At 69.5% G+C, this 19,448-nt stretch carries 19 protein-coding genes; 13 read left to right on the top strand and 6 right to left on the bottom strand.

Translation table 11 applies throughout. The annotated features are described in order from the left end of the window. Position 1: 1 nt before the first annotated feature. The 4 genes from ACIBEI_RS18995 to ACIBEI_RS18980 all read left to right on the top strand — a co-directional run bounded on the left by ACIBEI_RS18995 (position 2) and on the right by ACIBEI_RS18980 (position 4,486). Complete coding sequence (locus ACIBEI_RS18995; RefSeq protein WP_398890145.1) at positions 2–1,417, top strand: acetyl/propionyl/methylcrotonyl-CoA carboxylase subunit alpha; 1,416 nt, start codon at positions 2–4, stop codon at positions 1,415–1,417. Positions 1,418–1,431: 14 nt separating this feature from the next. Then, a complete protein-coding gene (locus ACIBEI_RS18990; RefSeq protein ID WP_398890143.1) occupies positions 1,432–2,496 on the top strand; it encodes a glucose-1-phosphate thymidylyltransferase in 1,065 nt (354 codons plus the stop codon). Next, positions 2,493–3,476 (top strand): dTDP-glucose 4,6-dehydratase, encoded by a 984-nt coding sequence (rfbB, locus tag ACIBEI_RS18985; RefSeq protein WP_398890141.1) that lies wholly within the window; start codon positions 2,493–2,495, stop codon positions 3,474–3,476. The genes ACIBEI_RS18990 and rfbB overlap by 4 nt, the downstream gene beginning before the upstream one ends. A gap of 197 nt (positions 3,477–3,673) precedes the next feature. Then, positions 3,674–4,486, top strand: a complete 813-nt coding sequence (locus ACIBEI_RS18980; protein ID WP_398890139.1) for a BTAD domain-containing putative transcriptional regulator — start codon at positions 3,674–3,676, stop codon at positions 4,484–4,486. A 218-nt stretch (positions 4,487–4,704) separates the two neighbouring features. Here ACIBEI_RS18980 and ACIBEI_RS18975 read toward each other — a convergent pair whose 3' ends face one another. Beyond that, positions 4,705–5,742, bottom strand: coding sequence for a methyltransferase (locus ACIBEI_RS18975; protein ID WP_398890137.1), 1,038 nt, complete (start codon positions 5,740–5,742; stop codon positions 4,705–4,707). A gap of 251 nt (positions 5,743–5,993) precedes the next feature. Here ACIBEI_RS18975 and ACIBEI_RS18970 point away from each other — a divergent pair, with 251 nt between their 5' ends. From ACIBEI_RS18970 to ACIBEI_RS18950, 5 genes are all read left to right on the top strand, one after another. After that, on the top strand, positions 5,994–6,773 hold the full coding sequence (locus ACIBEI_RS18970; RefSeq protein WP_398890135.1) for an SDR family oxidoreductase: 780 nt from the start codon (positions 5,994–5,996) through the stop codon (positions 6,771–6,773). Between the two features lie 12 nt (positions 6,774–6,785). After that, positions 6,786–8,009, top strand: coding sequence for an FAD-dependent monooxygenase (locus ACIBEI_RS18965; RefSeq protein WP_398890133.1), 1,224 nt, complete (start codon positions 6,786–6,788; stop codon positions 8,007–8,009). Positions 8,010–8,015: 6 nt separating this feature from the next. Beyond that, the gene (locus ACIBEI_RS18960) at positions 8,016–8,801 is read left to right on the top strand and encodes a cyclase family protein (protein ID WP_398890131.1); all 786 of its coding nucleotides are present in this window, start codon (positions 8,016–8,018) and stop codon (positions 8,799–8,801) included. Positions 8,802–8,806: 5 nt separating this feature from the next. Beyond that, on the top strand, positions 8,807–9,901 hold the full coding sequence (locus ACIBEI_RS18955) for a methyltransferase (protein WP_398890129.1): 1,095 nt from the start codon (positions 8,807–8,809) through the stop codon (positions 9,899–9,901). Between the two features lie 146 nt (positions 9,902–10,047). Beyond that, entirely contained in the window at positions 10,048–10,500 is a 453-nt protein-coding gene (locus tag ACIBEI_RS18950) for a nuclear transport factor 2 family protein (RefSeq protein ID WP_398890127.1), read from the top strand. Between the two features lie 63 nt (positions 10,501–10,563). Here the strand turns inward: ACIBEI_RS18950 and ACIBEI_RS18945 are convergent, their stop codons facing one another. From ACIBEI_RS18945 to ACIBEI_RS18925, 5 genes are all read right to left on the bottom strand, one after another. Further along, positions 10,564–10,848 carry an antibiotic biosynthesis monooxygenase family protein gene (locus ACIBEI_RS18945; protein WP_398890125.1) on the bottom strand — a complete coding sequence of 95 codons (285 nt, stop codon included), beginning with the start codon at positions 10,846–10,848 and terminating at the stop codon, positions 10,564–10,566. A gap of 34 nt (positions 10,849–10,882) precedes the next feature. Next, positions 10,883–12,370 (bottom strand): class I adenylate-forming enzyme family protein, encoded by a 1,488-nt coding sequence (locus ACIBEI_RS18940; RefSeq protein ID WP_398890123.1) that lies wholly within the window; start codon positions 12,368–12,370, stop codon positions 10,883–10,885. Next, positions 12,363–13,301 (bottom strand): SRPBCC family protein, encoded by a 939-nt coding sequence (locus ACIBEI_RS18935; RefSeq protein WP_398890121.1) that lies wholly within the window; start codon positions 13,299–13,301, stop codon positions 12,363–12,365. The genes ACIBEI_RS18940 and ACIBEI_RS18935 overlap by 8 nt, the downstream gene beginning before the upstream one ends. A 62-nt stretch (positions 13,302–13,363) precedes the next feature. Continuing rightward, positions 13,364–14,119, bottom strand: coding sequence for an SDR family NAD(P)-dependent oxidoreductase (locus ACIBEI_RS18930; RefSeq protein ID WP_398890119.1), 756 nt, complete (start codon positions 14,117–14,119; stop codon positions 13,364–13,366). Then, positions 14,104–15,750 carry an FAD-dependent monooxygenase gene (locus ACIBEI_RS18925; RefSeq protein ID WP_398890117.1) on the bottom strand — a complete coding sequence of 549 codons (1,647 nt, stop codon included), beginning with the start codon at positions 15,748–15,750 and terminating at the stop codon, positions 14,104–14,106. The genes ACIBEI_RS18930 and ACIBEI_RS18925 overlap by 16 nt, the downstream gene beginning before the upstream one ends. A gap of 225 nt (positions 15,751–15,975) precedes the next feature. Between ACIBEI_RS18925 and ACIBEI_RS18920 the strand changes: the two genes are divergently transcribed. The 4 genes from ACIBEI_RS18920 to ACIBEI_RS18905 are packed head-to-tail and all read left to right on the top strand — an operon-like array spanning position 15,976 to position 19,245. Then, positions 15,976–16,170 carry a hypothetical protein gene (locus ACIBEI_RS18920; RefSeq protein WP_398890115.1) on the top strand — a complete coding sequence of 65 codons (195 nt, stop codon included), beginning with the start codon at positions 15,976–15,978 and terminating at the stop codon, positions 16,168–16,170. Further along, positions 16,167–17,687 (top strand): FAD-dependent monooxygenase, encoded by a 1,521-nt coding sequence (locus tag ACIBEI_RS18915; RefSeq protein ID WP_398890112.1) that lies wholly within the window; start codon positions 16,167–16,169, stop codon positions 17,685–17,687. Before ACIBEI_RS18920 ends, ACIBEI_RS18915 begins: the two co-directional genes overlap by 4 nt. A gap of 5 nt (positions 17,688–17,692) precedes the next feature. After that, positions 17,693–18,298: a dTDP-4-dehydrorhamnose 3,5-epimerase family protein gene (locus tag ACIBEI_RS18910; RefSeq protein ID WP_398890110.1), complete on the top strand. Its 606-nt coding sequence runs from the start codon at positions 17,693–17,695 to the stop codon at positions 18,296–18,298. Then, on the top strand, positions 18,268–19,245 hold the full coding sequence (locus ACIBEI_RS18905) for an NAD-dependent epimerase/dehydratase family protein (RefSeq protein WP_398890108.1): 978 nt from the start codon (positions 18,268–18,270) through the stop codon (positions 19,243–19,245). The genes ACIBEI_RS18910 and ACIBEI_RS18905 overlap by 31 nt, the downstream gene beginning before the upstream one ends. Positions 19,246–19,448: the final 203 nt, after the last annotated feature.

Here is a 19,448-nt window from a genome sequence, read left to right as displayed (position 1 = left end):
CGTGTTCCGCACCGTCCTGATCGCCAACCGGGGTGAGATAGCCCTGCGTGTCGCGCGCGCCTGCCGGGAACTGGGCATCCGAGTCGTGGCGGTGTACTCCACCGAGGACACGGACAGCGAGGTCGTACGGTACGCCGACGAGGCGGTCCGGATCGGGCCCGGCGCGGCGCAGGCCAGCTACCTCAGCATCCCGGCGGTCATCGAGGCCGCCCGACGCACCGGTGCTGACGCCATCCACCCCGGCTACGGGTTCCTCTCCGAGAACGCCGACTTCGCAGAGGTGTGCGCCGCCGAGGGCATCACCTTCATCGGTCCGCCGCCGGACGTGATGGAGGCGCTCGGCGACAAGTCCACCTGCCGCGCTCTCATGGCGGACGCCGGTCTGCCCCTGCTCCCGGGCACGCTGGATCCCGTCTCCTCGCCCCGCAAGGCCGAGGCGCTCGCTGCCGATATCGGTTTCCCCGTGGTCGTCAAGGCGGTCGCGGGCGGCGGCGGCCGCGGTATCGGAGTGGCGTACAGCGCCGCCGAGTTCCCCGCCGTCTACCGGGAGACCCGTCGCCACGCGGCCGCCGTCTTCGGGGACGGGCGGGTCTATCTGGAGCGCTACCTCGAGTCCGCGCGGCACGTCGAGATCCAGGTGCTCGCCGACCGGTTCGGCAACGTGATCCACCTCGGCGAGCGCGACTGCTCGGTGCAACGCCGCCACCAGAAGCTGATCGAGGAGGCCCCGGCGCCCGGTCTGGACGAGGGCGTCGTCGCCGCGATGGCGGAGCACGCCGTCCAGGGAGCAAAGGCGGCTGGATACGTGGGCGCGGGCACCTTCGAGTTCCTCTACGACGGCAGTGGCCGGTTCTACTTCATGGAGGTCAACTGCCGGATCCAGGTGGAGCATCCGGTGACAGAACTGGTTACGGGTGTCGACCTGGTTCACGAGCAGCTGTGGATCGCCGCGGGCCATCCGCTGCGGGTCGGCCGGCAGGACGTCGTGCCCCGCGGCTGTGCGGTCGAATGCCGCATCAACGCCGAGGACGCCGACCGCGAGTTCGTCCCGACCCCCGGGCTCATCGACGAACTCGCCCTGCCTTCGGGCCCGTTCGTACGCGTGGACACCCACGTGCGCCAGGGCTCCCGTATCTCCGTCTTCTACGATCCGTTGCTCGCCAAGGTCACCGTCTGGGCACCCGACCGGAAGCGCGCGCTGGCCCGCATGGGCCGGGCGCTGGACGAGATCCGTGTCGAGGGCAGGGGCTTGCGGACCACGGCGGACTTCCTTCGTTCAGTCATCGACAGCGGTGAGTTCAGCACGGCCCGGCACGACACCGGGCTCGTCGGCCGGCTCCTGGAGTCGGCACCGGCTGCCGGAGGGGCCCGCGTCACGGCTCCTTCGCAGGTGCGACAGCCACCGAAAGCCTCGTAGGGAAGGTTCAGCTCATGAAAGCGCTCGTGCTTTCCGGCGGTTCAGGAACCCGGCTGCGGCCGATCACCCACACGCTGGCCAAACAACTCGTGCCGGTGGGCAACAAGCCCGTGCTGTTCCACGGCCTGGAAGCGATTGCCGCCGCGGGGGTGACCGAGACCGGCATCGTAGTGGGCGACACCCGTGCCCAGATCGAGGCCGCCGTCGGCGACGGATCCCGGTTCGGGCTGGACGTCACCTACGTGTGGCAGCGAGAGCCGCTCGGTCTGGCCCACGCCGTGAAGACGGCCCGCGATTTCCTCGGGGACGACGACTTCGTGATGTACCTGGGCGACAACGTCGTCTTCGACGGCATCACCGACTTCGTGGAGCGTTTCCGGGAGTACCGACCCGCCGCGCAGATCATGCTGGCCAGGGTCGACGACCCTCGCCAGTTCGGGGTGGCCGAGGTCTCCGCCGACGGAAGGGTGACGGGACTTCAGGAAAAGCCCCGCCACCCCCGAAGCGATCTCGCCGTGGTCGGCGTCTATCTCTTCAGCGCGGCCGTCCACAAGGCGGTCGTCGAGATCGAGCCCTCGGCCCGTGGCGAACTGGAGATCACCGACGCGATCCAGTGGCTCATCGATCATGACCTGCGCACGGACGCCGGCGTCATGACCGGCTACTGGAAGGACACCGGCAACGTGCCGGACATGCTGGAGGTCAACCGTCTGGTACTGCGGTCCCTGGAGCCGTCCTGCGCAGGGCTCGTCCTGGACAGCGAGATCAGCGGCCAGGTCGTGATCGGCCCGGGCGCCCGGGTGACCGGTTCCGCAATCGTCGGCCCTGCGGTCATCGGCGCCGGTACGACCGTCACCAACTCCCGCATCGGTCCCAGCACTTCGATCGCCGAGGACTGCCGGATCGCCGACAGCTGGATCCGCGACTCGATCGTCATGCCCCGTGCCTCGATCACCGGAGTACGGCCCTTGGAGTCCTCACTGATCGGGCAGGACGTGGAGATCACCCGCACACCCGAGCCGCCGGGCGCCCACCGCCTGGTCCTCGGGGACCGCAGCCAAGTGCAGATCGCCTCATGAGCGGCCGGCGGGTCCTCGTCACGGGCGGCGCCGGATTCATCGGCTCGCACTATGTGCGCGCCGTTCTGGCGGGTGATTATTCCGCTTATGCAGATGCGGAGGTGACGGTTCTCGACAAGCTCACCTACGCAGGAAACCCAGCTAATCTGGCAGATATGCGCTGTGAGTTCGTCTGGGGAGACCTGTGCGATCCCGAGCTGCTGGCCAAAGTGGTGCCCGGTCATGACCTGGTCGTCAATTTCGCGGCGGAATCGCACGTCGACCGATCAATCGCCGGCGCCGCGGATTTCGTACGGACCAATGTGCTCGGTGTTCAGACCCTGCTGCAGGCCTGTTTGGAGGCGGGTACCTCGCGCATCGTGCAGGTCTCCACGGACGAGGTGTACGGCACGATCGATTCCGGATCGTGGGACGAGGACGCCGCGCTCAGGCCCCGCTCGCCGTATGCGGCGTCCAAGGCCGGCGGCGACCTGGTGGCCCGTGCCTACGCGATCACCCACAGCCTGCCCGTCTCGATCACCCGTTGCGGAAACAACTACGGCCCCCGGCAGTTCCCCGAGAAGGTCATCCCGCTCTTCATCACCCGGTTGCTGGAGGGCAGGAAGGTGCCGCTCTACGGGGACGGGGGCAACGTACGCGACTGGGTGCACGTGGAGGACCACTGCCGTGGCGTGCAACTCGTCGCCGAGCGCGGGGAGCCGGGCGAGGTCTACCACATCGCCGGCACCGCTGAACTGACCAATCGTGAGCTGACGGAACGTCTCCTGAGGGCGTGCGGCCGTGACTGGGACATGGTCGAGTACGTCGCGGATCGCAAAGGGCACGACCGCCGATACAGCCTCGACGACAGCAAGCTGCGCGGGCTCGGCTTCGCGCCTCGGATCTCCTTCGACGAAGGATTGGCCGAGACGATTCGCTGGTACGCGGATCACGCCGAGTGGCGCATCAGCCCAAGTGCCGGTCAAAAAAGGGACTACTAGCGTAAAAGGCAGTGGTCACCCCGAAGGTTGACGCGGTGTCAATTAGGCGACGCGTATTCATCTGTGCATGTTGATCGTAAAAACATGGGCAAGGCGCGGAATTTGTTGCCTTCCTGTGATAATGTTAATCGACTCGGATTGCCTTAGCAGCACTGACTGCGGGGGTAAGTTGTTTTTGGCCATCCTGGGGGTAGCAAGTGAAGCTCGGCGTTCTCGGCACTTTAACGATCAATGATGTCGAAGTGGCAGAAATCCTGACGGCACCCAAGCCTCGCAGTGTCCTGGCGATGCTGATGCTCGAGCCCGGCCGTGCGGTGTCCACGGCGTCGCTGATCCAGGAGCTTTGGGACGAGCGCCCACCGCGCAGCGCGTCCACGACGCTCCAGACGTACGTTCTGCAACTGCGTCGCATGTTCCGCGACATCTCACGGACGGGTGGAGAGCCCCCGTCGGACGCGCTCGTCACGAGGGTTCCGGGGTATCTGCTGCAGGCAGACCACACCGAACACGACCTCAGCGCGTACGAGGCGCTGGTCGAGCAGGGCCAGAAGTTCCTGGAGCAGGGTGACAACGAGCGAGCCGAGGGACTCCTCTCGCATGCGCTTGAACTCTGGCGGGGTGCCCCGTTGAGCGACGTTCGCCCCGGACCGCTGCTGTACCCGCAGGTGTGCGGGCTGGAGGAGAGTCGTCTGGCGGCGACGGAGATGCGCATCGAAGCCAACCTGCGGCTCGGCCGGCACCGTGAGGTGCAGAGCGAACTGACCGTTCTGGTGGGCAGCTACCCCCTCCATGAGGGGATCCGCGTCAAGCACATGCTGGCCCTGTTCAGAGCTGGTCGGCTGTCCGCCGCGCTCGACTCGTTCCACCAGTACCGGCACCGGTTGGTGACGGACCTGGGGCTCGAGCCGTCCCCACGGATCCGGGGTCTTCAGCAGGCGATGCTCTGCTTCGACCCGATGGCCGACTCGCTGGCGATTCTCGATCGCGTCGCATCCGGTGTTCCCCAGTGAATTTTTCCTGAAGGGGGCCGACGGCGAGCAGCAAACCCGGTGAAACAGGTCGCATACGGATCTCGGATGATTTCCGGAATTGTGCCTGTACGTGCTTTATCAGGCTTGTGGATCATGCGCTCGGACTTCCTGCTCGAACGCAGGGAAGGCGCGTCTTACGCACTCCGTCCGGGAACGGAAACCCCGGACGGAGGTGGACGGTTCGCGTCCCGGCACTGTCAGCGGGCAGTGCCGGGACGCTCGGGCAGACGGCTGTCGATCATGTGCAGATAAGGGCCCACCGGCCGCACGTCGGTCACGGTGAGACCCGCCTCCTGCACCAAGCGCAGCAGACTCTGCCGCAGATGCTTCCTGCCGTCGACGTTGAGCAGCAGCAGGAGATCCATCGCCGTGGTGAAGCCGGTCTCCGGGCTCCCGTCGACCAGGTTCTCCACCACGACGACCCGCCCGCCCGGACGGGCCGAAGCGGCCACGTTGCGCAGCGCGGCCACGGTGTTGGCGTCGTCCCACTCCAGGACGTTCTTGAGGATGAAGACGTCAGCCTCGACCGGCACCGACTCGCGGCAGTCGCCCGCCACCAGTCGGCAGCGGTCGTCGAGCGCACCGCCGTCACGCAGCCGCGGATCGACGTCGGTGAGCACACCCGGCAGATCGAACAGGGCGCCGCGGAGCGACGGGTCGCGCTCCAGGACCGTCGCGATGAGGTCGCCGTGACCGCCCGCGACATCCACCACTGTGAGCTCGCCGCGCAGGTCGAGCGCTTCCGCGATGGCCGCCGACGAGAGCCGGCTGGCCTGCGTCATGGCTCGGTTGAAGACCTCGGCCGACTCCGGCGCGTCCTCGTAGAGGTAGGTGAAGAAGTCCTTGCCGTGCACCTCGCTGAAGCCTCCCTTGCCGGTGCGCACGGCATCGGCCAGACGCGGCCACACGGTCCATGTCCAGGGCTCGGTGGCCCACAGGACCATGTCCCGCAGGCTACGCGGGGTGTCGGTGCGCAGCAGTCGGGAGACCGGCGTGTGCGCGTAACCGTCGCCCTGGGCGGCGAAGACATCCTGTGAACTGAGAGCGCGCAACAGCCGGTCCAGCGTGCCGGGTTCGGCGTTGACCGCGCGCGCCAGCTGGGCGGCGGAGGCGGGTTCCTCGCCGAGCGCGTCGGCGAGACCCAGCTGCGCCGCGGCGCGGAGCGCGGCCGCATGGCCGGCGGCGAGGGCGAGTCGGCGGAGGTTCGTCACGGCTTCGAGAGTGGGAGCTGTCATGACCGAAGCATCGACAACTCCCCTGGACTGCAGCTGGACCGCCGGTCGAAAGCGCCCATAGCCCGGGACCGGCTACGAGCCGTGGGGCCGGCGGGACACTCCTGCGACCGAGAACCATCTCGCCGCGCGCTCCGGCCCCGCTCCAGCAGCGATCGACCGTCCTGCGGCACGGTGACGGGACTCGACTCATCCGCCCGGCCCATGTGTGGTAAGCGGCCCGCGGCGGCCCGGACACCGAGGGGAAGAGCACCGTGTCGGAACCGCACACGAGCAGCGAAGTCCAGCCTCTGCCAGGCCTGAAGGGCAAGAGTGCCCTCGTCATCGGCGGCACCCGGGGCGTCGGCCGCGCCGTCACCGAGAAGCTCGCCGCGTCCGGCTGCGACGTCATCGCCACGTACGCCCATTCGGTGCCGGACGCCGAGGCACTCCTCGCCGCCCTGAAGGACACCCCGGGAAGCCTTGCCACGGTGCGTGGCGACGCACGCCGTGCCTCGACCCTGCCCGAGCTGATGCGCGAGGTGCGCGAGCGGCACGGTCGCCTCGATGTCCTCGTGCACTCGGTCGCCTCGGCGCACCCCATGCCGACGCTCGGTATGCGTCTGACCGATGTGTACGCCGACACCGCGACCGCGCTCGTGCCGCTCGCGGCGTCCGCGGGACCGGCCGCGGACCTGATGCCCGCGGGCGGCCGGATCATCGTCGTCTCGGCCAGTGTCGCCCGCGGCGTGGCTCCCCATCTGGTCAGCCTGGGCGTGGCCAAGGCCGCCCTGGAGAGCCTGGTCCGGTTCGTGGGGGTGGAACTGGCCGACCGAGGTGTGACGGTCAACGCGGTGTCCGCCTCCAAGCTCGACAAGGGAGCGGGGACCACACGCCCGGAGGTGGCCCGCGCGATCGGTGCGCGCACCCCCGCCGGGCGGCTCGCGACCCCCAAGGACGTCGCGGACGTCGTGGCGCTGCTCTGTCTGCCCGAAGCCCAGTGGATCACTGGCCACGTGGTCTCGGCCGACGGCGGCCTCAGCCTGCTGGCCTGACAGGAGACCGATATGGAAGAGTCAACGGACGTCTGTGTGGTCGGCGGCGGCCCGGCGGGGATGACACTCGCCCTTCTGCTGCTGCGGTCCGGAGCACGCGTGACCGTCGTGGAACGCAGCTCCTCCCTCAGCCGTGAATACCGCGGCGAGATCCTGCAGCCCGGCGGCCTCGCCGTGCTCGACGAGATCGGCGTCCTCAAGGGCGCGACGGACCGCGGCGCACACGTTCTGGAGCGGTTTCGGCTCGTGGAGCGCGGCCGGGCGCTGATGTCCTTCGACTACCGCAAACTGCCCCCGCCGTACAACTATCTGCTGAGCCTGCCGCAGGCCCACCTCCTCGCCGAACTCCTCGACAGGTGCCACGAATTCCCGGGTTTCCGCTACCGCGTGGCACGGGTCAACGGACTGGTCCGTGAGGGCGGCGTGATCTGCGGCGTCCGGGCCAAAGACCAGGACCTGACGCACACCGTGCACGCCGCCTGTGTGGTGGCGGCCGACGGACGGCATTCCCAGGTCCGCCGGCTCGCGGGGATCGACCACGTTCGCCAGGACGTCTTCGACCAGGACGTGGTCTGGTTCCGGCTGCCCGGCGAGGAGCGCCTCGGCGAGGTCATGGTGAACCGCGCGGGCGGCAACCCCGTGCTCGCCTACGACTCGCACCCGGGTGCCCTTCAGATGGGCTGGACCCTGCCCAAGGGGGAGTGGAAGCGGCTCGCCCCACTGGGCATCGGGGAGGTGCGCCGACGTATCTCCGCGGCGACCCCGCAGTTCGCGGACCGGGTGGAGCAGGCGCTGCGCAGCTTCGCTGACGTCTCGTTGCTCGATGTGTTCGGCGCCTCCGCGCAGCGGTGGACCGACGACGGACTCGTCCTCATCGGCGACGCCGCGCACACGCACGGTCCGCTCGGCGCCCAGGGCATCAACCTCGCGGTGCAGGACGCGGCCCTGCTCCACCCGATCCTGCTCGCCGCCATCGCGGACGGCGACACGAGTGCCGCACGGCTCGGTGAGTTCGAGGAGATCCGCCGGCCGCACATCAACGCGGTGATGAAGTTCCAGGCCGTCCAGAGCCGGATGATGCTCTCCGCCGACAGCCTGGCCACCTTCCTGCGCCCCAAGCTCGCCCGTGTCGTCATGCACACCCCGATCGGCGCCAAGTTCACCCAGCGGATCGCTTTCGGAGCCCCCGGCATCCGCGTCGCCAGCAATCTCTTCACCGTCAACCAGAAAGAGTGATCGCCGATGAGACTGGTCGACCTGTCGTCTCCCGTCGACGCCCGGGGGTGGGAACCCGAACCGGTGACCCACGAGGTGACCACGCCGGCCGAGGGCGCCCGGCACATGGCCGAGGAGATGCGCGAGCACTTCGGCATCGATTTCGACCCGAGCGTCCTCGACGACGGTGAACTGCTGTCGATCGACACCCTGCGGCTCACCACCCACACCGGAACGCACATCGACGCGCCCGCCCACTACGGAACCCGCGCCTCCTACCGCGAGGGACCGCCGCGCACCATCGACGAGCTCCCCCTCGAGTGGTTCCATCGCCCAGCGGTCCTCCTCGACCTCACGGACGTGGAATCCGGCGTGGTCGGCGCCGACCGGGTGCGGGCCGAACTGAACCGTACCGGTGCCGAGTTGGAGCCGTTGGACATCGTGCTCCTGCACACCGGAGCCGACCAGTGGGCCGGTACGGAGAAGTACTTCACGAACTTCGTCGGCCTCGACGGTCCTGCCGTACATCTGCTCCTCGACCTCGGAGTGAAGGTCATCGGCACCGACGCGTTCAGCCTGGACGCACCCTTCGGCGACATCCTGCGCCGCTACCAGCAGACCAACGACCGGTCGGTGCTGTGGCCCGCCCACTTCGCCGGGCGCGACCGCGAGTTCTGCCAGATCGAGCGCCTCGCCAATCTGGACCGGCTGCCCCGGCACGGCTTCACCGTGTCGTGCTTCCCGGTGAAGATCGCCGGGGCCGGGGCCGGCTGGACCCGAGCGGTCGCTTTCATCGACGACAACGAGGGCTGAGGGACATGACCCACGAGACACAGGCTCGCACCGACGAACGTAGGGAGAGCGCCGACGGGACCGGAGCGGCGTACTCCTTCGTCGACCAGTCCGGCATTTCGCTCCGGCAGCGGCTCATGCTCCTCGCCAATGGCCAGCGATTCTCCGCGGTCGTCTACGCGCTGGCCGAACTGAACGTCGCCGACCAACTGATCAAGGGGCCCCGCACGGTCGGGGAAATCGCCGACGCGGTCGGCGCCGACGAGGCCGCGCTCTACCGGATGCTGCGCTGTGCCGCGCTCCTCGGCGTGTTCCGGGAGCTCGACGGACTGCAGTTCACGCTCACGCCCCTCGCTGAAGGGCTGCGCACCGATCTGCCCGACGGGGTGAGGGACGCCGTCCTGCTTGACGGATCCGGCTTCTTCTGGGGCGCGTTCGGGTCGATCCTGCACTCGGCGCGGACCGGCCACCCCGGCTTTGACGCGGCGAATGGAATGTCCTTCTGGGAGTACCTCCAGGGAGACCCGGAGGCCGGCGCGGTTTTCGACGACGCCATGACCACGATCAGCCGCCGACTGGGCGGCATCTACCTCGACCGTGTGGACTTCTCGCGGTTCCCGGTCCTCGCCGATGTCGGCGGCGGCCGTGGCTACTTTCTCGCCGAGATCCTCCGCCGCAACCCGGGCATGCGGGGCGTGCTGTTCGACCGTCCCCAGGTCACCGGCACAGCCGGGGAGTTGCTCACGGAACGCGAGGTGGCCGACCGCGTCGATGTCATCGGCGGCGACTTCTTCACCGATCCGGTCCCGGCCGGCTGCGACGCGTACGTCCTCAAGACTGTGCTGCACGACTGGCCCGACGAGAAGGCCGTGGCGATCCTGCGCCGAGTGCGTGAGGCGATCGGCAGCTCCGAGGGGCGGTTGCTCGTCCTCGAACAGGTGGTGGCGCCTGGCAACACCTGGGACACCGCCAAGTTCCTGGACGTGGACATGCTGGTGGTGATGGGTGGCCGCGAGCGCAACCTCGACGAGTGGCGGGCGCTGCTCAGTGCCGGCGGATTCGAACTGGACTGCGTGCCGGCCGTCGGCGACTGGGCGGTTCTGGAGTGTCGGCCCAACTGACACTGCCCCGCCGGAGACGGTCGCTCACGCTCACGAACCTTGAGGCACCCGCTGAGGAACCCCAAGAACCGTGAGACCCCTGCGCAATCGCTCCGAGTCCCCGCTCAAGAACTCCGTCGGCACCCCGATCAAGAAGGCAGGACCGCATGACCGACACCACCCTCGACGCGACGCCCGCACAGGATGCGCTCTACGCGGAAGTGCAGCAGTTCTACGCCCGCCACATGCAGCTCCTCGACAGCGGCAGGGCCGACGAGTGGGCCCAGACCTTCACCGAGGACGGGGAGTTCGCTCCCGAACACCGGCCCGAACCCGTCGTCGGACGGGCCGCCCTTGCCAGGGCCGTGCGCTCCACCCACGAGGCACTGGTGGCTGCGGGCGAGGTACGCCGGCACTGGCACGGCATGGTCGCCGTGGAAACCGCGGCCGACGGTTCGCTGCACGTGCGGTGTTACGCGCTCATCATCGGCACGGTGGTGGGAGGCGACCCGCAGGTGAGGATGAGCTGCGTCTGCGAGGACGTCCTCGTCCGTGATGCCGGCGAGCTCAAGGTCAGCCGTCGGCGTGTCACCAAGGACGGGGTGAGCGCGCCCGTGTGAGAGAGGACGGCATGCCGAGAGGGGCCCGGGAGAACTTCTCCCGGGCCCCTCTCGGTGATGACGTCAGTGTTCCTCGACCGCGCTGTAGAGGTCGGCGTCCGGCGTGGCCAGGCCCGCCAGACCGCGTACGCGGTTGCGGAACTCCTCGCTCTGTACGGCCTTCTTGTGCGAGTCGGCGTCGTCCCAATGGGCGGTCTCCACGAAGATGTTCGGCTTGTTGACCGAGCGGTACACCTCATGGCTGATGAAGCCCGGTTGCACCTGCATATAGGCGCTGACCTCGGCGATGGCGCGGCGGAACGCGTCGACCTCGCCGGTCACCGTGAACTTGTTGATCAGGGTCACCATGTCGTACTCCTCCGTTGGTCGTTGCGGGCGGGGATCAGTCGCTCGTCGCGAGCAGGTGCTCCAAGAGCCGGCGCAGATCCTGGCGGCGGACCTTGCCGCCGCCGGACCGGGCGATCTCGCCGACCGCCCGGATGTGCCGGATGTGCTGGTAGTGCGGCAGGCCGGAGTTGACGTCCGCGGCGATCGCGTCGAGCGCCTCCTGCCCCTTGCCGCTCCGGGGCACCACAAGGGCGGCCGCCACGGCACCGCTGAACTCGTCCGGGTGGTCGACGACCACACAGTCCGTGACGTCCGGGTGGCCGAGCAGCACACGCTCGATCTCCTGGGGCGACACCAGCCAGTTGTCGCACTTGAAGACGTCCTTGATGCGGTCGACGACGAACAGGCAGCCGTCCTCGTCGACCTGGCCGACGTCACCGGTGGCGAACCAGCCCTCGGCATCCAGGGCCGCGCCGTCGGGCTCGCCAAGGTAGCCCCGCATCAGCTGCGGGCCGCGGACCTGGATCTCGCCCCGCTCGCCGGGCCCGAGCGCTTTGCCCGAGGCGAGGTCCACGATCCGGCACTCGGTGAGGGGCACCGGCGGCCCGCAGGAGCCCTCCTTGGGACGAGTACGGCTGCCACAGTGCGTCATCGGCGCGGTCTCCGCGAGCCCGTACCCCTGGAGCACCGGCACTCCGAAGTGCTCACTGAGCGTTCGCGCCGCCGGGACGGGCAGCGCGGAGCCGCCGGAGAAGACGGCTTCCACGGTCTCCAGCCGCAGGTCCGGAAGATCCGGCCGCACCGCGAGACGGCTGAGCCGCATCGGCAGGCTGTAGTACCGCGTGGCCCGAGCCTCGTTCGCCGTCCGCAGCGACGCGACCAGGTCCGGATCGGTGGCCAGGACCTGCTCGGCGCCCGCGAAGAGCGCCGAGTTGAGGTGCATCGGATGGTAGGTGGGCAGGTGGTTGAGCGTCACCGAGCCGCTGTCCAGACCGTGCGCGTACACCGTCTGCGCCGCGTTGACGGCCAGGTTGTGGTGTGTCTGCCGCACGCCCTTCGGGTCGCCGGTCGTGCCGCTGGTGAAGTGCACGGAGGCGATGTCGTCCGGACCGACCGCCACTACGTCCGCCGGCGGCTCGGCGTTCCACAATGCCCGGTCGCCGAGGTCGAGCGTAGGCACCCCGTCGTCCAACTGCTCCGCGATCTCCGGTGTGGTGAGCACCAGCCTGGCCCCGCTCGCGGCGACGAGCCGGGCCAAACCCTCCGCGCGCAGCAGGGGATTGACCGGCACGACGATATTGCCCGCGCGCAGCGTCCCAAAGTACGCCACCGCGAAGTCGGGGTGGAGGACGGAGGTGACCGCGACGACCACACCGGGTCCGCCCGCCAGGCTCCGGATCCGTGCCGCGCAGCCGTTCACGCGGCGTTCCAGCTCGGCGAAGGTCAGCGCGTCGCCGCGGTCCGTCCGGACCGCCACACCGTCCGGATCGGCCGCGGCGGCCCGGCGTGTGAGGTCGTCCAGACGTGCGACGGGCTCACGCACGCGACTGCTCCTCGGCGAACTCCTTGGCGAGCCGCAGATTGGTCATGGAGTTGGTGCTGAGCACCCGGCGCAGATAGCGGCGGGCGTCGTCGACCGTCGTGCCCTCCCCGAGGATCGACAGCGCCGAGGGCTTGATGACGGCGACGTGCCGTGACTCGACGACGATCCCCTCACGCGTGGGGGTGAACAGCCAGTGCCCGGTGTGCGCGTCCAGCAGCGCGGGCAGCCCGATCTGCTTGTAGACGATCTTCGAGTGCGGGAAGCAGATCCGCACCGAGCGCGTGGTGTGCGGGGCACCTTCGGACGTCGTGGTGTCCATGTCGAAGAATTGGATGCCCGGCACGTCCTCCGTCATGTCGATCCGGGAGACGTGGGCGAGCCGCTCGGGCCAGCGGTCGGCCTCGTAGAGGATCTTGTACGCGTCCTCCGGGGACCCCGCGGCGAACAGCGGGTCGCGGAAGTCGACGACCAGGTCCGACAGCTCCTGCCCGTTCGCGGCCGCGTACGCCACCGTGGACAGCAGATCAGAGCGCGAGCCCTCGGCCCGGGCGACGGCCTCGGGGGTGGTGAGCGTGCTCGTGTCCTGCTTCAGCTCGATCTCGGTCTTGTCGTCCGAGACCGCACGCAGCACCCACTCGCCGCGCACCCCGGCCAGGCCGGACTCGGACGTGTCCTCGAAGACGACCCGCAGGCCGTCGGGGTCGAGGGTGCGGCGCTGTGTGCGGGACCACACCTGCTCGTCCCCGGTGATGGTCCACACCGTCACGGAGTCCTGCGCCGGGAACGCCGGGCTGGTGGTGTTCCGCTCGGCGTACACGATCGTGGGGGAGAGATAGTGGAGCGGATCGGGGTCGGCGATCAGGCCGAGGACGACCTCGGCCGGGGCGTCGACGACGACAGACTCGCCCACGGGGGCTTGGGAGTTGACCACTGGTGTTCCTTCCACGGTGAGTGCGGGCGGGCGGCCCGCGGCGAGACATGGACGCAGGTGGGTCACCCGCGTCCGACCAGGGAGATCAGCTCGCCGGTGATGTTCTCGTTGGCCGCTGAGCAGTAGAAGACGACAGTCCTGGCGACCTCTTCCGGGCTGCCGAGACGGCCGGTGGGCATCGCGGCGGCCGCCTTCTCCAGGACGGCCACGGGAAGGTGGTGCAGAGCGCCCTCGGTGGTGGTGAGCCCCGGGCTGACCACGTTGACCAGGACACCGTCAGGTCCGGCGGCGCGGGCCAGGCTGAGCGCGAAGCCGTGAAGTGCCGCCTTGGCCGCCGTGTAGACCTCCTGCCCCGCCTGCCCCTTGGCCGCCAGATGCGAGGAGATCAGCGCGATCCGGCCGTGGCCGCGCCCGCGCATTCCGGGAAGCGCGGTCTGCACGGTGCGCAGCGTCGCGGTGAGGTTGTTGTCGAGGAGAGCGGCCCAGACCATCGGGTCGAGGTCCTCGAAGCCGGGTTCGGGACGTCCCGCGGGCCTGCGCACGGCGTTGGCGACAAGCACGTCGACGGCACCGAAGTGCTGCTCCACGGTGGGCACGAGTGCGTCCACGTCGCCGCGGTCGGACAGGTCGTAGCGGACGGCCAACGCCCGGTCCGGGCCGCCGAGTTCGCGTACGAGGGCCGCCGCTCTGTCCTTCGATTCGGTGTACGTCAGCGCGACTCGGGAGCCTTCGGCGGCGAAGGCGCGCACGGTGGCCTCGCCGATTCCGCGGGTTCCCCCGGTGACGAGGGCGACCCGGTCGGTCAGTCCGAGATCCATCGCTGCTCCTCCTCAGGCGGAGAGGCGAGCGGCAGCCGCCCGAGTGCGGTGGACAGCGCGGCGGTCGACAGGGCGGGCCCCCGGGCGAGGACATATCCGTCGGGACGAACCAGGAGCCAGCCTCCGGGGGCCAGCCCCAGCCGGTCCGCGACCCGCCCGTCGTCGTCGGGAATCACCTCCGAGTCCGTGGCCGACGTCGCTTCGATGACGCTGAGGACCGACAGCCAGGCCCCATGATGGTCCCGCGCCCGACGGACGGTCTCCTCGACGGCCGGATCGTCCGGCGCCGGGGCCGACAGCAGCAGCCAGCGGGGTCGGCGCAGTGCGGCGAGAAGCGCCGGCCAGCCGGCGCCCGTCAGATCGGAATCGGTGACCTCGGTGAGCCGTGTTCCCGGGCGGGGGCCCGCACCGCCCTGCCCGTCCGGCGCGGTCAGTGCGCGATCCGCGTACGAGAGCAGCAGGCCGGACATCCCGCCGAGCATCTCCCGTTGCATCCGCTTGCGGACGGGGGCTACGTGGCTGACCACTCCGAAGATCACGGGCAGCGCCAGGTCCGTGAACCGGCTGCGCAGCTCGATCATTTGAGTGGCCTTCCTGGTGGACTCCAGGAGCGCTTCGCCCACCGGCACCCGCTCGCTCGTGTAGCTGTCGAGCAGTTCTTCGCGGGCATGGCCGTCTATCACCATTGTCAGCTTCCAGGCGAGGTTGACGGCCTCCTGGATGCCGGTGTTCATGCCCTGTCCGGAGGCCGGGCTGTGCACATGGGCGGCGTCGCCCGCGACCAGGCACCGGCCGACCCGCATGCCGGGGACCATGCGCTGCTGGGCCGTGAAGACCGACACCCACGTGGGTGTGCCGATGCGCACCTGGTGCCCGACGCCCTGGCTGAGCTTGCGCTCGAAGCGCGCCGCGAGACGGTCGGGGTCGCCGTCGTAGTCGGTCTCGGCGGTGTCGAGCAGCCGCCACCGGTCGTCGGCGAGCGGGACTGCCATCAGCGTGCCACCTCGGGAGCGCACCCAGTAGATGCTGTTGGGAGGCAACTCGCTCTTCATGGGGGCGTCGGCGAGGAGCCATGTCTGGTTCGCCTCGCCGATCAGCGGGAGATCGAGGGATCGGCGCACGGTGCTGTGACCGCCGTCGCAGCCGACCAGCCACGGGGTACGGACGGTCTCCCGGCGGCCGTCGGCATGGCTCAGTTCGACCGTCACAGCGTCGTCGTCGCGTACGATCCGCTCCAGGCGGGTGCCCCACTCCGGGACCACGCCGAGGCCGGCGAGAGCGGTGCGGAAGACGTCCTCCGTCGCCGTCTGCTCGATGGCCAGCGTGAACGGGTAGCGGGTCGGCATCGTCGAGTAGTCGGCGTCCAGCCGGGCGAGCCGACGGCCGTCCTGGAACAGCGTGAAGGCCCTGATCTCCCGGCCCCGCTCGAGCATCTCCTCGACCAGGCCCATCTGGTCGTACACCTCCAGCGTGCGCGGGTGCGTGGCGACGGCGCGACTGGTGGTCGCGGGCGCGTCCTTGGCGTCGATGAGACGCAACGGGACGCCACGACGGGCGAGTTCGTGCGCCAGGGCAAGCCCCACCGGGCCGGCCCCCGCCACAAGTACCTCGGGGGTGCGGGTTCCTCTCATCACTGTCATCGGATCCTCTGCTGCCGGCGGTCTGCCCCACGGGCGGCCGGCCCGTGGGGAGGGACTGAGCCTGTGCCGGAACCCCGGCCTCGGACGCGGGGCTCCGGTCCGGCCTCAGGCTCGTGCACCGTCCTGGAGCCCTCCTCGACTCGCGGTCGACGCCCCGCCCGGCTGATCGACGGGTCCTCCACTCGGCCTCGAGGAGCCCCGGGAAGGGTGAGAGCCATGCGCAGCGCTAGGTACGACTTCGCCCGCGCGCTCGGCCGCCGCTTCGGACGGGGCCTGTGCGAACGGCTGGCGGGCCTCTGTCTGGTCAGTGGTCCGGTGGCACCGGACCCGACCCTGCTCGACGACCAGCCGCGCACGCTGACATACGGGGGCAACCGGCTTACGCCGCAAAGGGACAAGGAGGTTCGATGAACACCGATGTCGTCGTGGTGGGAGGCGGTCCGGTCGGCCTGATGCTCGCCGCCGAACTGCGGCTCGGGGGCGCCCGCGTGGTCCTCCTGGAGCGGCTGACGGAGCCGAGCGGACACTCCAGGGCCTTCCGCATGCAAGCCCGGATGCTGGACGTACTGGACCAGCGGGGGCTGCTTGGCCATTTCATGGAGGGCAACCGCACCTGGCCCAAGGCACATTTCGCCGGCCTGGAACCACTGCTCGACTTCGGGTACCTGTGCAACGAGCATCCGTACGCGCTACTCATCCCGCAGGCGCGTACGGAGGAGCTCCTGGAGAAACACGCCCTGTCGTGCGGTGTCGAGATCCGCCGCGGGCACACGGTTACCGGGATCGAGGCCACACCGGCCGCCGTCGTCTGCGACGTTTCCTTGCCCAAGGGGACGTACCGGATCGGCTCCTCCTACGTGGTCGGCTGCGACGGCGGGCGCAGCACTGTCAGAAAGCTCGCCGGGATCGGCTTCAGCGGCTCGCAACCCACCGTGCGGGCGCTCCTGGCAGACGTGGAGCTGGCCGACCCCGGACAACTGCCCAACGGGGTACCCGGAACCATGCGGACCCCTCGTGGTCTGCTGATGGCGATCTCGCTTCAGCCCGGTGTGACCCGGGTGCTCACAACGGAGTTCGCGCCACCGGAGCCCGGAGCCGAACGCACGCCTGTGACCCTGGACGAACTGAGCGCGACGGTACGCCGCATCACCGGAATCGACGTCAGCATGGACCGGCCGCGCTGGCTGTCCCGCTTCACCGACACCACCCGGCTCGCGGACACCTACCGCCGGGGCCGGGTGCTCCTCGCCGGAGACGCCGCCCATGTGCACTTCCCGATCGGGGCGCAGGGACTCAACCTCGGCCTTCAGGACGCCGTCAACCTCGGCTGGAAGCTGGCCGGGACCCTCGTAGGCTGGGCACCGCCGGGCCTGCTCGACACCTACGGCACCGAGCGCCGCCCGGTCGCCGAGCGCGTGCTGCGGGAGACACGGGTGCAGCTCATGCTCATGGCCCCCGATCCCAAGGTCGACCCGCTGCGTGAGATGTTCTCGGAACTCCTCGGACTGCCCGAGGTCAACAGCCGTCTGGCACACGAGATGACGGGCCTGGACGTGCGGTACGCCCTGCCCTCCGGCCGGTACGAACACGATCTGCTGGGCCGCCCCTGCCCGCCGCTGGAGCAGGCCGTCGGCGACGAGGTGCGTCGGGGCCTGCGAACCGGGCGCGGTGTGCTCCTTCTGCCGGACGGCCCGGCGGAAGAGGCGGCCGCTCTTGCCGCCGACTGGTCGCACCGCCTGTGTACGGTCCGGACCGGGGACGGGCCGGGGCTGCTGCTGCGTCCCGACGGCCACGTGGCCTGGGTGGATCCGGGTGATGGCGTGCCGCGCAAGGATGTGCTGCTGGAGTTGGAGGACACTCTGCGGCAGTGGTTCGGCGCCTCCGGTCACAAGATCGCCCGCCGGGCCCTAGACGTCACGAGCGGGTGATCGCGATGCGTACACGCAGGCTCGCCGTCGTCGGCGGTTTCGAGTTCACCCCCGACATCCACAGGGACGCACGAGGACTGTTTGTCTCGCCCCTCCAGGAGGAGGCGTTCGTCGAGGCGGTCGGGGAACGGTTCGTCACCGCACAGACCAACCACAGCCGTTCCGCGCGGGGCGTGCTGCGCGGACTGCACTTCACGACCACACCGCCCGGACAGGCCAAGTACGTGTACTGCGCCCAGGGGCGTGCGCTGGATGCGGTCGTCGACATCCGGCTTGGCTCGCCGACCTTCGGTAAGTGGGATGTCGTCGAGATGGACGCCGTCTCCTATCGTGCCGTGTACATCCCCGACGGGGTGGGACACGCCTTCCTCGCGCTCGATGACGACACGGTGATGTCGTATCTGGTGTCCTCCGCCTACCGGGCCGATCTCGAGCAGGCGATCAACCCGCTCGACCCGGCGCTCGGTCTGCCATGGCCGTACGACATGCGGTTCCTCATGTCCGAGCGCGACACGGTCGCCATCGGTGTCGCCGAGGCACAGGCCCGGGGGATGCTGCCGCGGTACGAGGACTGCCGCCAGTGGCCCGCGGATTCGGACCCCGGCCGGTGAGCCGTGAGGGGCCCGGCCCGCCCACCGTGCGCCGGGTCGCTGTCATCGGAGCCACCGGCTGCATGGGACGTCAGATCGCCGGTGCGTTCGCTGCCCGCGGCACGGAGGTCGTCGCGATCGCCCGCCGGTACACAAGCCATGTGGCCGCCCACCGCTTCCTGGCGCTCGACGCCGCGCACACGTCGAGCGAGCAGCTCGTCCAGCTGCTGGCCGAGGAGCGGGTGGACGCGGTGGTCAACGCCACACTCGGCTGGGGCGACGAACTGCACGCCACCAACGTCCAGTTGGCCGAGCGACTGGTGGACGCCCTGAAGAGGACGCCGGGTTCACCGCGCCTGGTGCACCTCGGCACGATCCACGAATACGGTCCGGTGCCGTGGGGCACCTCCATCGATGAGAAGGTGCCGCCCCACCCGCAACAGCCCTATCCCGTCTCGAAGCTGATCGCCGCGGGGTTGGTGCTGGACGCCACGCGAGCGGGGGATGTGGACGGCGTGGTGCTGCGCCTGACCAACACCATTGGCCCGCACCCCGCCTCCGAGAGCTTCTTCGGCTCCCTTGCCGCGCGCCTGCGTGACGACCGGGACACCATTGATCTGACCATCGCCGAGGCGCACCGCGACTACGTCGACTCCCGCGACGCTGCCGACGCGGTGGTGCGCGCGGCCGAAAACCCCTCCGCCCACGGTGTGTTCAACATCGGGACCGGCCGGGCGCTGGACATCCGGACCCTGGTCGACGCACTGGTCCGCGCGGCCGGACGCCCTCCGGAGTCCGTTCGCGGGCACCCGGGCGCCATCCGCGGCCCCGGCGCCGACTGGATCCGGGTGGACGGAACACGCGCCCAACGGCTGCTCGGCTGGAGCCCGCTGTACTCGCTGGACGCGTCCATGCGGGCGCTGTGGGAGACCGTGCGCACGGAGTCCCCTGACCGTCCACCTTGCTGACGTGTCACCGGCATTCCTAATTTCTGGAACACGTTATTTCTGGAACACGTTCTGCGGTGTGCGCCGTCAGGTCCTGGTGGCCGAACGAGCGGGCCAGTGGGAGTCAGGAGGTGCCGTTCATCTCGAATGCACGCCGGAGCAGCAGCGGTTGCGCACCGAACTGCGCGCCTGCTTCGCCGAGTTGGTCTCCGTCGACGTGACGG

Origin of the sequence: Streptomyces sp. NPDC050988, from assembly GCF_044456225.1 — a bacterium.
Lineage (GTDB): Bacteria > Actinomycetota > Actinomycetes > Streptomycetales > Streptomycetaceae > Streptomyces.
Note: the sequence above shows the minus strand (reverse complement) of the source record. Positions and strands in the feature narration are given on the sequence as shown.